The 11,748-nt window shown below is 58.6% G+C and carries 10 protein-coding genes; 7 read left to right on the top strand and 3 right to left on the bottom strand.

The features are described from left to right. Positions 1-10: 10 nt before the first annotated feature. A complete protein-coding gene (locus NKJ73_RS29755; RefSeq protein WP_352572061.1) occupies positions 11-1,126 on the bottom strand; it encodes a LacI family DNA-binding transcriptional regulator in 1,116 nt (371 codons plus the stop codon). A 464-nt stretch (positions 1,127-1,590) separates the two neighbouring features. On the opposite strand from NKJ73_RS29755, the gene NKJ73_RS29750 reads away from it, so the two are divergent. From NKJ73_RS29750 to NKJ73_RS29740, 3 genes are all read left to right on the top strand, one after another. After that, positions 1,591-2,520 (top strand): sugar ABC transporter substrate-binding protein, encoded by a 930-nt coding sequence (locus NKJ73_RS29750; protein WP_352572060.1) that lies wholly within the window; start codon positions 1,591-1,593, stop codon positions 2,518-2,520. 73 nt (positions 2,521-2,593) lie between these two features. Further along, on the top strand, positions 2,594-4,132 hold the full coding sequence (locus NKJ73_RS29745; RefSeq protein ID WP_352572036.1) for a sugar ABC transporter ATP-binding protein: 1,539 nt from the start codon (positions 2,594-2,596) through the stop codon (positions 4,130-4,132). Positions 4,133-4,155: 23 nt separating this feature from the next. Further along, positions 4,156-5,181 carry an ABC transporter permease gene (locus tag NKJ73_RS29740; RefSeq protein ID WP_352572035.1) on the top strand — a complete coding sequence of 342 codons (1,026 nt, stop codon included), beginning with the start codon at positions 4,156-4,158 and terminating at the stop codon, positions 5,179-5,181. 464 nt (positions 5,182-5,645) lie between these two features. Here NKJ73_RS29740 and NKJ73_RS29735 read toward each other — a convergent pair whose 3' ends face one another. Together NKJ73_RS29735 and NKJ73_RS29730 are read right to left on the bottom strand one after the other, a co-directional pair. Continuing rightward, complete coding sequence (locus tag NKJ73_RS29735) at positions 5,646-5,828, bottom strand: hypothetical protein (protein ID WP_352572034.1); 183 nt, start codon at positions 5,826-5,828, stop codon at positions 5,646-5,648. A 70-nt stretch (positions 5,829-5,898) separates the two neighbouring features. Continuing rightward, complete coding sequence (locus NKJ73_RS29730; RefSeq protein WP_352572033.1) at positions 5,899-6,165, bottom strand: hypothetical protein; 267 nt, start codon at positions 6,163-6,165, stop codon at positions 5,899-5,901. A gap of 721 nt (positions 6,166-6,886) precedes the next feature. Between NKJ73_RS29730 and NKJ73_RS29725 the strand changes: the two genes are divergently transcribed. The 4 genes from NKJ73_RS29725 to NKJ73_RS29710 all read left to right on the top strand — a co-directional run bounded on the left by NKJ73_RS29725 (position 6,887) and on the right by NKJ73_RS29710 (position 11,710). After that, positions 6,887-8,683: a thiamine pyrophosphate-binding protein gene (locus NKJ73_RS29725; RefSeq protein WP_352572032.1), complete on the top strand. Its 1,797-nt coding sequence runs from the start codon at positions 6,887-6,889 to the stop codon at positions 8,681-8,683. Positions 8,684-8,783: 100 nt separating this feature from the next. Continuing rightward, complete coding sequence (locus NKJ73_RS29720) at positions 8,784-9,659, top strand: carbohydrate ABC transporter permease (protein ID WP_352572031.1); 876 nt, start codon at positions 8,784-8,786, stop codon at positions 9,657-9,659. Further along, on the top strand, positions 9,637-10,542 hold the full coding sequence (locus tag NKJ73_RS29715; RefSeq protein ID WP_352572030.1) for a carbohydrate ABC transporter permease: 906 nt from the start codon (positions 9,637-9,639) through the stop codon (positions 10,540-10,542). Before NKJ73_RS29720 ends, NKJ73_RS29715 begins: the two co-directional genes overlap by 23 nt. A gap of 4 nt (positions 10,543-10,546) precedes the next feature. Next, complete coding sequence (locus tag NKJ73_RS29710) at positions 10,547-11,710, top strand: ABC transporter ATP-binding protein (protein ID WP_352572029.1); 1,164 nt, start codon at positions 10,547-10,549, stop codon at positions 11,708-11,710. Positions 11,711-11,748 lie beyond the last annotated feature (38 nt).

Genomic DNA, 11,748 nt, shown 5'->3' with positions numbered 1-11,748 from the left:
TTTGGCGCTACTATTCTAGGTGTCGTTTGCGGAGATGCGTGGCAGCATCTTCCTGTGGCTTCGCACATGTGTCTCGAATGACGAGTTCGGGTAGAAAAATCGTGTCGGAGCCGGCGTTGGCCGACGCCGCATTCGGTTTGAGAACACGCTCGACGGCAGCGCTGGCCATCGCCTCGATAGGCTGACGTATGGTCGTCAGTGCAGGAAATGACAGCTGGCTGATCCAGGCATCGTCCACGCCAATAATCGACATGTCCTTTGGAACGGCAATGCCGGCGGAACGGAAAGTCGCCAGTAACCCCAGCGCGATCATGTCGTTGAATGCGATAATGGCCGTGGGCCTGGGAGACAGTGCCGCCACATCGGAAGCGGCATCACGACCGACCTCGACCATCTGGGCGTCTGCGATATCAAGTGCGCTCTGGTGACGCTCGAGCACCACAGCCTGACTGTCGTCGAGTTCGTGGTCCTTCATTGCTTTCTTGAAACCGGACAACCGCATCACCCGGCTGTGGGTGATGAGGGGATCGGTCACATAGGCTATCCGCCGATGACCAAGAGCAAACAGATGCTCCACAGCCATCCCGATTGCCGCCTCATGATCGAGATTGACCGTATCGAGTCGAGCAAGCTTCAAATCGAGCCTGTTGGCGTCCACGGCAACGATCGAAAGGTCGCTCCACGCCGAGTAGTAACCCCGCCTGGTGTTCAGGGGCGCGATCGTGATGAGATCGGCAACGCCTACGGCGGCCAGATTGTCCAGAAACTCCTTCTCAAGCTTCGGATCGCGCATGGTGTTGCACAGGTGGACCCGGTAGCCCGCCTTCACCGCGGCCTGTTCTATCGAAAACACCATCTGCCCGTTGAAGGGATTGACGATGCTGGGCACGACAAGCGCGATAACCCGGGCCTTGCCGGTCTTTAGCTGGCGCGCTGCCTGGTTCGGTCGGAAATCAAGCTCGGCAATTGCCATCGCAATGCGCGTCCTGGTCTCCGTCCCGAGCCGGTGGAATCGATTGTTCATGTAATTCGAGACGCTGCTCACGGATACGCTCGCCGCTTTCGCGACATCCTGAATGGTGGCGCGGTCCGCAGCATCTGTGGGCGATCCACTCTTCGGCGGCATGTCGTTCAATCTCCCAAGGTCCCAGAGACCCTCATTCTACAACTCCCGCAGGAGAACAAAACCTCGATGGTCGCGAGTCCGGCTCCGCCGTTGTGCGGACAATCAAGTAAGTAAAACGGTACACTAAAAATCCTCCCTGTCAATCTCTCGCCGATCTGACGATGTTCACCGATCATGCCACCGGTATCGCAAGTTTGGCGGCATAGCTCGACTTTGATGAGAGGCAAACGCGTTAATGGGAGTTGACAGGTGAAAAAAAACAGGTGTATCGTTTTACCAACTGTAGCAAGCCGAAGAGCTTCGCAGCAGGCTTAACGGCGCCGAACATGTTTCGCACAGGGCAACGCCACGCCTGAAACTTGCACGATCGTTTTCTTGCGATGCTGCCGCTAGTCCGACGGGTACCGGGGCGAAGTCGGCAAAGACAAAGCTTTCCATCATCAAAAAACCGACGGAGACGGAACATGAAAAAGATTTTGCTGGCCGCCGCATGTCTAACGCTGTTCGGCGTCCCTGCTCAGGCCGAAACAATTGGCTTCAGCATGCAGAGGTTCGACGACAATTTTCTTGCGATTCTTCGCAGTGGCCTGGAGGCACACGCCAAAGACCTTGGGAACGTGACGTTGCTGATCGAGGATGCGCAGGGCGACATCGCCCGGCAGCAAAGCCAGATCGAAAACTTCATTGCCGCCAAGGTCGACGGCATGATCGTGATCCCGGTAGAGGCCGATGCCGGCGTCGCAATGTCCAAGACTGCCGATAAAGCCGGAATTCCTCTGGTCTTCGCCAACAATCAGCCTTCCAACGTCGATCAGCTGCCGGAGAAGCAGGCTTTCGTCGGCTCTGACCAGATCCAGGCAGGCAGCCTGGAGGCGCGAGAGGTCTGTCGCCTGCTGGGCGGCAAGGGCAACGCCGTCATTCTGATGGGAGAGCTTGGAACCCTGGTTGCGCGTGGCCGCACCGAGGCAGTGCAGGAGGTGTTCAAGTCCGATGAATGCAAGGGTATCAAGATCGTCGAAGAGCAGACGGCGACCTGGTCGCGCACGCAGGCGCTCGACCTGACCACAAACTGGCTGTCGGCAGGCCTGAACTTCAACGCTGTTATCGCAAACAACGACGAGATGGCACTGGGTGCGCTTCAGGCCATCAAGGCAAGTGGTGGATCAACCGGCGACTATGTCGTTGCCGGCATCGACGCGACGCAGGACGCCTTGACAGCCATGAAGTCGGGCGACCTAAGGGTGACCGTTTTCCAGGACGCGATCAGCCAGGGAAAAGGCGCGCTCGACACGGTGCTGCAGTTGGCCCGAGGCGAGAAGACCGACAGGAAGGTCTTCACCACGCTCGAACTCGTCACCAAAGACAACATGGACAAGTACCTGAAAAGGAACTGACCACCAACTTCGCGCGCCAGTCGTCGACCGGCGTGCGGACTGATCCGTTCGATTTGGATTTGGGACGACTTCGATGCAGACCACAGTCGCCGCTACGCGTACCCCGCCTGGTATTGAGGACAAGCGTAAGTCTTGCCTGCTGAGCGTGAGCGGGATCAGCAAGTCGTTTCCGGGCGTGGTGGCACTTGACGATGTGAGCTTTCAACTCAGGCGGGGTACCGTCCATGCACTGATGGGCGAGAACGGCGCGGGCAAATCCACGCTGATGAAAATCCTGGCGGGAATATATCAACCCGATGCAGGAGAAATCTTCCTCGACGGCGTTTCCGCTCAGTTCAAGACGCCGCTCGATGCGCTGGCGCAGGGTGTCGGGATGATCCATCAGGAGTTGAACCTGATGCCCTCGATGACGGTCGCGGAGAACATCTGGATCGGCCGAGAGCCGCGCAACCGATTTGGGATCGTCGACCATCGGCGCATGAATCGTCTGTCTTATGATCTTCTCGCGGAGTTGAAAATCAGCCTGAATCCAGAGGCGGAAGTTCGCCATCTGTCGATTGCCAACAGGCAGATGGTGGAAATCGCGAAAGCCGTTTCCTATCGCTCGCGCGTCCTGATTATGGACGAGCCAACCTCAGCACTGACAGAGCGCGAGTCGGCCCACCTCTTCCAGATAATAGGCGACCTGAGAAACCAGGGCATCGGCATCGTCTATATTTCGCACAAGATGTACGAGATCTTCGAAATATCAGACGACATCTCCGTTTTTCGTGACGGCAAATATATCGGCACCCACGCCGCGGCGGCCACCAGCCGGGATGAGATCATCCACATGATGGTTGGCAGAGACATCTCAACACTGTTTCCGAAGAAGAATGTTCCGACCGATGATGTTTTACTTTCGGTTCGGGACCTCACTTTGCGCGGCGTCTTCTCGGGTGTCTCTTTCGATCTGCGGGCGGGCGAGATACTGGGCCTCGCCGGCTTGATCGGGTCGGGGCGGTCCAACGTTGCCGAGACGATCTTCGGGGTGACGCCCGCCACCAGCGGCGAGACACGGATAAGGGGGCAACGCGTCGGTTTGAAATCGCCACGCGATGCGATCGCCAATGGAATGGCCTTCCTGACAGAAGACAGAAAACAAAGTGGCTGTTTTCTCGTCCTCGACATTCTCGAGAACATGCAGATTGCGGCTCTTCAAAGCCAATTCGTCAAAGGCGGTTTCGTCCAAGCCAAGGTGATTGCCGCGGCATGCAACGAGATGAGCAAGGCGTTGCGCGTCAAGAGCTCCGGAATCCACACCACGGTCGAAAACCTATCGGGCGGCAATCAGCAGAAGGTGCTGATCGGACGCTGGCTTTTGACCAAACCGGGCATCCTCATCCTGGACGAGCCGACACGCGGCATTGACGTTGCTGCCAAAGCCGAGATTCACGCCCTTGTCTCATCACTCGCCAGCGCGGGCGCGGGCGTCATTCTGATCTCCTCGGAGATGCCGGAGATCCTTGGAATGAGCGATCGGATCATGGTGATGCATGAAGGAAAGATCACCGGCGTTCTGGACCGAGATGAGGCGACGCAGGTCAAAATAATGGAACTCGCTTCGAAATAAGCGAGGAATAGAGGAACTGCACGATGGGAAAAGACACAACAGCCGCCGCCATTCCTGAGTACCGTGGCAGCTTTGGCGGTTGGCGAAAACCTCAGGAGCTCAATATCTTCCTGGTCCTGGTGGGGATCGTTCTTCTCTGCGAGGTGTGCGGCTGGCTTTTGATCGGGCAGAGTTTCGTCTGGAATCCGCAACGCCTCACGATCACCATCCTCCAGGTGTCCGTGGTGGGGATCATCGCAATCGGCGTGACGCAGGTCATCATCACCGGCGGCATCGACCTTTCTTCGGGGTCCGTCGTGGCGGCAAGTGCGATGATGGCGGCTGGGTTTGCGCAATCCGCGGAATGGTCGAAAGCTCTCTATCCATCACTGACCGGTTTGCCGGCGATCGTCCCGATCGCCGTTGGTGTCTTGATCGGTTTGACTGCAGGCATAACCAACGGCGTTTTTGTTGCCTATGCCCGAATTCCGCCGTTCATCGCAACGCTCGGAATGATGGTTTCGGCTCGGGGTATTTCGAAATGGTATACAAAAGGCCAGCCCATTTCGGGGCTGACCGATCAATTCACCGCCATCGGCTCGGCTGCATGGCCGGTGTTTGTCTTCATAGTCGTCGCAATGATCTTCCATGTTGCGCTTCGCTACACCCGGTACGGCAAGTACACCTATGCCATCGGCGCGAACGTCCAGGCAGCGCGGGTCTCCGGCATAGATGTCGAAAGGCATCTGGTTAAGGTCTACGCGATCGCCGGAATGCTTGCCGGGCTCGCCGGCATCGTCACCGCAGCGCGCGCGCAGACGGCTCAATCCGGCATGGGATACATGTATGAGCTCGATGCGATTGCCGCAGCCGTGATCGGCGGAACGTCGCTTGCCGGCGGGGTGGGCCGGATAGCGGGCACCGTAATCGGCGTGGTGATCCTGGGCGTGATGTCGTCAGGATTCACGTTTTTGCGGGTCGACGCCTACTATCAGGAAATCGTCAAGGGCCTGATCATCGTCACCGCCGTGACCATTGATATCTACCGGAATCGGCAGAAGCGCTCCTAGATCGAGCCCGCGCTCGAAGGGCGTCTATTCCAAAAAAGATGCGATAAAAAGCCGTTGAGATAAAACTCACCAAAGCAGGGAAGTACCGCAAGCAAACAGACTTCAGGTCAATTCTGAAAAATTCCATCGATGGAGATCGAAAATGCAAATCAAAGCGCTGCACAGCTTGGCAATTCAGCATTTTGACATCGGCTCACTAGTCGAATGCGTATCTCAAAGGTGGCGATATTTGGCCAGGGTTCACGATTTCGCTCGTCGCCTTGTTCGCAAACATGGGGCGAGCCGTGCGTCGGATCTTACAAAACGGGCCGCTGCCAGAGCGTCGGGGAGGCGCGGGGCGATCCTGAGGGCCGTTGCCGAGTCAGTAAACGATCTGATGCGGTTGGACATTTTCTACCATTGATTGGACGCTTCGAGCCTACGGCAAAAACCGCCCACAGTCGCTCCACCACGCAACGATCAACTTAGCTGATTGGGTGCAGTTCGATGGCCAACCAAACCGCATCGGTGTCGGCGAAATAGCGATGCCACGGATATTTCCACTGGTTCGTTCCGCTGACCCGGCAAAACGCCTCATGGGTAAAGCCCGGCACCATGAGGAAATCTTGACAAAGTGTTGCCTGGTCGTTCTCCCGGAATTTCTGCATGCGGCCGGTTCCGAATATCTGCGTGTGGACCTCGAGCAAAGGATGGTTGTCGTGAATGAAGCAGTCGGTTTCAGCCCCACCGGAGGGTCAGTTTGAGCACGAAGCGCTGCAATTGCCGTTCCACGGCGGCCTCACCGGAAAAGAACAGCGGGTCGAGTTCGACTTCGGCGACCGTGTCCTGCGGTGAGATGAAGAGCGGGGTCTGGCGCGGGAAAGACCGGATCCGGCTGCCGAGCCAGTCCCAGCCGCGGAACATGACGCCGCCCAGGTCGACTGTCTTGCAAACTTTCAGGACAGCGATCCGGCCGCTCTGTTCGATCGTGGCCTTCGACAGCATGGCCGAGCGCCACGGCGCAATTGAAATCTTGATCGCATTATCGAGGATAAGCCAGGTGCTCGACGGTAGACGACTATGCCGCTTTCGACGTGCAGGCCGGAGCCATTTTCGAAGAAATCGGCGGCGACAAAATCGTCCGTGAAATTCAGAGGTCGATGCTGCAGCAGACCGGTACCCCGATGAATACTCATATGATTCCTCCATCTCTCGGGACCACAGGGCGATGCCGTCCTGCGAAGGCTGTCGCCATGAAGGCACATCGACTGACGGTCAAAAGGACAGAACAAGGGGGCTTCAGCAATTTCGCAGGCGCGCTTCGATCAGCGCGATCTGACGCAATACTCGCGTCGCCGGCCGATATTGCACCATCCGCGGCACCGGCTGAGCCGTCGATCCAACAGCGGACAGAGGGTCTGGCGTCGAAATTCAAGCCGATCCGATTTCGTTGCGGAAACCGGGCACCGTCGCCGAACGCGGGTCAGCATGCACTGACAGCATCTTACGCACTGTGCGCGTCAGGTTGCGTCACATTAGAGATCATTGAGAAATTGCGAGTTGCCTGTCGGCGAAGTCATATCGCAGGGCATTCAGCCGATCCGGGCCGACCTACCAGAGCAATGGTCGTGCATACCGAAGGCAAACCAGAAAAGAGCGGAGCAAATGCGTGCCGGCGCGCGAAGAGGTGCGACGGCAGACCGCTGACGAGGGGAGTTCTGCAGGCATGAAGCTTACTGGCGGCCAGGTCATCGCGACTGCATTGAAGATGTACGGCATCAAATACGTGGCAGCCATCCCCGGGCACGGATGCTGGGCGATGCTCGACGCCTTCCTGCAGAAGGGCGGCGAAATCCCGGTTATCCAAGTGATGCACGAGCAATGCGCGGTGCATATGGCCGATGGATACTGGCGCGCCTCGGGCAAGCCGATGGCGGCGATGACTTCGATTGGACCCGGCGCCGCCAACACTATCATCGGCCTCGCAACAGCCTACGCCGACTCGACAGCGGTGCCGCTCTTCACCGGCGGGCCTGCGACGCATATGCGAGGCCACGGGGTCATGCAGGAGCTCGATCGTCACCGCACCAATTTCTTCCCGCAGATCGCCAGCGGCGCCGTCAAGCGATCCTTCGAGGCTGGTCGCGTCGATGAGTTGCCCTTTATCATGCATCGAGCCTTCAACGCCATGCTCAGCGGTCGTCCGGGTCCGGTGCATGTCGAGGTGCCGATGGATATCCAGTCGGAAGCAGCCGAGGTGGACATCCACGACCTTGATCTCAGGATGGCGATGGGCCGCGCCCGACCTGACCAGCGGGCAGTCGAGGCTGCCGCCGCGGCGTTGATTTCGGCCGAGCGTCCGGTGATCGTGGTTGGCGGCGGCGCCATCACGGCGGAAGCAGCACCGGAAGTGAGAAAGCTGGCCGAAAAGACCGGCGCCGTGGTTGTCACGACCTGGAACGGCAAGAGTGCCTTCCCGGAAGATCATGTCCTTTACGCAGGAGCGGTAGGCCAGACGGGAACTTCGGCCGGCAACAATATCGCTGCCGGGGCGGACCTCGTTGTTTCCGTCGGCTGCCGCTTCACCGATTGGTCGGCGTCCAGTTGGCGCAAAGGCGTCAGTTTCTCTATCCCGCCGGCGAAGCTTGTCCACATCGACATCGACCATCAGGAGATTGGCAAGAACTACCCGACGGCGATCGGACTTGTTGCCGACGCCAAGATGGCGCTTGCGGATATCATCGATGCGATTTCGTCGGAGCAGTCAAAGAAGGCACTTGCCCGGCGGGAAGTATTTCACAACGCGGTCGCTCGTGAGAAGGCTGATTGGGAAACGCAGCTCGCCGCACGTCGCGACAGCAACCAGTTCCCTTTCACGACGCAGCGTCCGCTGAAGGAACTTCGCGAAATCATGGGTCGCGAGGACATTCTTCTGGTCGGCTCGGGCAACACGCAAGGCGTCGTCAAACAGACCTATCCGGTTTACGAGCCACGCACGCACATCACCTCCGGCAGCTACTCCTCGATGGGTTGGGCGCTGCCGGCTGCCCTCGGCGCCAAGCTCGCCTGCCCGGACCGAAAGGTCTGCGTCATCCTCGGTGACGGCGACTTCATGATGTCGATGCAAGAGATGGCGGTGGCAGCGATGCACAACATCCCGATCGTCGTCGTCGTGCAAAACAATTCCGGCTACATGTCGATCCGCGGCGGACAGCGAAAGATCCTCGGCCGCCATGTCGCCAGCGAATTCAATACGGGCAATGGCGGCCCCTACTCGCCGCAATTCGCTGAAATTGCCAAGAGCTTCGGCATCGATTCCTGGCGCGTCGAGAGCGCCGACAAGCTGAAGCCGGCCCTCGACGCTGCATTTTCCTGCGGCGGCCCAGCGCTCGTCGAAGTGCCGACGGCGCGCGATGCGGCAGGCGCTTTCGTCCCGGGCTGGTGGGACTTCCCGATCCCGGCCTATCACGACGAAGGCCAGGACGACTATTGGCGAGAACGCGCGCAAGAGCAGCATCTTTGACCGCATGGTCAAGGGAGGCAGCGACAATACCGCCACCAAACCTGAGAGGCGTAAGAGCCACGTGACGACGAATAGCCCCCGAGCAACGATCAGAGAAATTTTGACCCGCTGGCCCTCGCAATCCTGGCTGGTGTTGCTGCCAACTTTGCTGGTCACGCTGCTGGTCGTCTACGGCTACATCCTGTGGACGGTCGTCGTTTCCCTGACCTCGTCGCGTTTCTTCCCCAAGTACGATTTCGTCGGCATCGAGCAATACACAAAATTGTGGAAGGCTGATCGCTGGCAGATCGCGGTCGACAATCTTTGGATCTTCGCATCGCTCTTCATCGGCCTTTCAGTTATCGCCGGCCTGGTTCTTGCGATCTTCCTTGACCAGAAAGTGCGGCTCGAGAGCGTCATTCGCAGCATATACCTCTACCCGATGGCGATCTCCTTCATCGTCACCGGCATCGCCTGGAAATGGATGCTCAACCCTGGCCTCGGCATCCAGAAACTCGTGCGCGATATGGGTTATGTCGATTTCAAGTTCGACTGGCTGATCGACCCGAAGATGGCCATCTACACCATAGTGCTTGCCGCCTTCTGGCAGTCCTGTGGTTTCGTCATGGCGATTTTCCTGGCGGGCTTGAGAGGTGTCGACGCGGAGCTCTTCAAGGCAGCCCGCATTGACGGCGCTGGCCTGCCGAGAATCTACTGGTCGATCGTTCTGCCAATGCTGCGCCCGGTCTTCTTCAGCGTCATCGTCATCCTGCTCTACCAGGCGCTGCGCTCCTTCGACCTTATCGTATCCCTGACGAATGGCGGTCCGGGGTTCTCCAGCGATCTGCCGACGACCTTCATGTACCAATACACTTTTGGACGTGGCCAGCTGGCTCAAGGCGCCGCAAGCGCGGTGATGATCACGATGACGGTGATCGCCATCATTGTCCCGTACCTCTATTCGGAAATACGCCATGAACGCCGCAACGCTCGCTAGCCCGGTGCCGCGTTCGGCGGTGCGTACCGATCTCGGACGAGTCCTGGGATGGGCCGCGGTCTACTTCACCCTCCTCATCTTCGTTCTCTTCTTTGTCGGACCATTGTTCGTGATGATCACCACGTCGTTGAAATCGATGGAGGAGATACGTCTCGGCACTCTGGTCGGCATCCCGCGCCACCCAACCATTCAGCCCTGGATCGATGCGTGGTCGAATGCGTGCGTGGGAGTCGAATGCACCGGCCTGAGCCCATTCTTTCTGAACACCATCTACCTGGTCGTTCCGGCAACGCTCATCCCGACGGCAATCGGCGCACTCAATGGCTATGCCCTCACGCAGGTCAATTTTCGCGGACAGAACATCGTCTATGCGATCATCTTGTTTGGCTGCTTTGCACCCTACCAGGCAATTCTGATTCCGCTTGCCCAAACACTCGGCAAACTCGGCCTCGCCGGCACGATCAATGGCCTGATCCTTGCACACGTCGTCTATGGTCTGCCGTTCACGACGATGTTTTTCCGAAACTTCTTCATCTCTGTGCCAAGCGATCTCGCCAAGGCCGCCAGAATCGACGGCGCGGGTTTCTTTCAGACATTTCGCCACGTGATGCTGCCGATGTCGCTGCCGATCATGGTGGTGGTGATCATCTGGCAGTTCACCAGCATCTGGAATGACTTCCTGTTTGGCGTGGCTTTCACCTCGGGACGAAATGTCCCGATTATGGTGGCGCTCAACAACATCGTCTCGAGCAGCACCGGAGAGCGTCCGTACAACGTCGACATGGCTTCGGCCATGCTCGCCGCGTTGCCGACGCTCCTCGTCTATGTGTTCGCCGGGAAGCATTTCGTCCGCGGTCTGATGGCCGGATCTGTAAAGGGGTAGGGCCGTGGCACAACTCAACATCCGCAGTCTTCACAAGTCTTACGGCAACTTCTCGGTGCTCGAGAACATCGACATCGATGCAAGGGATGGCGAATTCGTCGTACTGCTCGGCCCGTCGGGCTGCGGCAAGTCGACCCTGCTCGGCGCCATCGCAGGTCTCGAACCAATCAGCAGCGGCGAGATTCTGATTGACGGGCGCTCGGTCGCCAGACTTGAGCCAAAGGATCGCGACATCGCCATGGTGTTCCAATCCTATGCGCTTTATCCGACGATGACGGTTCGCGATAATATCGCCTTTGGGATGAAAGTGCGCGGCGTGGCAAAGCCAGAGCGCGACAAGGCGATCGCCCGTGTTGCGGAGACGCTGCAGATCGGCGCTCTGCTTGACCGAAAGCCGGGTCAACTGTCGGGCGGTCAGCGGCAGCGTGTCGCGATGGGCCGCGCGCTCGTGCGCTCGCCCAAGGTCTTCCTGTTTGATGAGCCGCTATCGAATCTGGACGCAAAGCTTCGCGTCGAAATGCGCGCCGAAATCAAGAAACTCTACCAGCGTCTCTCGGCGACAATCGTCTACGTGACGCACGACCAGGTCGAAGCGATGACGCTTGCGACCAAGATCGTGGTGATGAAATCGGGGGTGATACAGCAGGTCGGCTCACCCGACGAGATCTACGGCCGCCCCGCCAACACCTATGTCGCGGGCTTCATCGGCTCGCCGCCAATGAACCTGATCCCGGCCCGCATGCGTCGAAAAGATGGCCGTGTGCTGCTTGAAATTGAGGGCGCTAGCGACAAACCGCTCCACCTTGCGATCTCGGGTCCTGCCAATGCATCTGTCGCTCTCGAGGGGACGGTGGTCATAGCGGGCATCCGCCCCGAGGCGATCTTTCTACCGCACGAGAAAAATCATGAACACACGCGGAAAGTCGATGCGGTGGTCGACCTTGTCGAGCCAACGGGCTCCGACACGTTCGTCACGCTGAATCTGGGCGGCAACAAAGTCATTGCGCGGTGCCATCCGAAATCGGCCCTGAGGGCGGGCCGCGAGACCTTCCTGGTCGACATCGACGGCATCCAGATATTCGACGTCAATACAGGCATGCGCATCGAGCAGGCCGGAGAGGATTTGGGCATGCCACCGATCGACGTGACGCGGTTCGCGAGCGGGTAAATCACCCCAAGGCCTTCGAGGCAACACGCACAACCGAC

The organism is Mesorhizobium sp. M0074 (genome assembly GCF_040322975.1).
GTDB lineage: Bacteria > Pseudomonadota > Alphaproteobacteria > Rhizobiales > Rhizobiaceae > Mesorhizobium.
This window is presented reverse-complemented; position numbering and strand designations above follow the sequence as displayed.

What these genes read in the sequence shown, in the direction of transcription:
- NKJ73_RS29750 (WP_352572060.1), top strand. Translation starts at nt 1,591, where the DNA reads ATGAAAAAGATTTTGCTGGCCGCCGCATGTCTAACGCTGTTCGGCGTC.
- NKJ73_RS29735 (WP_352572034.1), bottom strand. Translation starts at nt 5,828, where the DNA reads ATGCAGAAATTCCGGGAGAACGACCAGGCAACACTTTGTCAAGATTTC.
- NKJ73_RS29725 (WP_352572032.1), top strand. Translation starts at nt 6,887, where the DNA reads ATGAAGCTTACTGGCGGCCAGGTCATCGCGACTGCATTGAAGATGTAC.
- NKJ73_RS29740 (WP_352572035.1), top strand. Translation starts at nt 4,156, where the DNA reads ATGGGAAAAGACACAACAGCCGCCGCCATTCCTGAGTACCGTGGCAGC.
- NKJ73_RS29730 (WP_352572033.1), bottom strand. Translation starts at nt 6,165, where the DNA reads ATGCTGTCGAAGGCCACGATCGAACAGAGCGGCCGGATCGCTGTCCTG.
- NKJ73_RS29715 (WP_352572030.1), top strand. Translation starts at nt 9,637, where the DNA reads ATGAACGCCGCAACGCTCGCTAGCCCGGTGCCGCGTTCGGCGGTGCGT.
- NKJ73_RS29745 (WP_352572036.1), top strand. Translation starts at nt 2,594, where the DNA reads ATGCAGACCACAGTCGCCGCTACGCGTACCCCGCCTGGTATTGAGGAC.
- NKJ73_RS29755 (WP_352572061.1), bottom strand. Translation starts at nt 1,126, where the DNA reads ATGCCGCCGAAGAGTGGATCGCCCACAGATGCTGCGGACCGCGCCACC.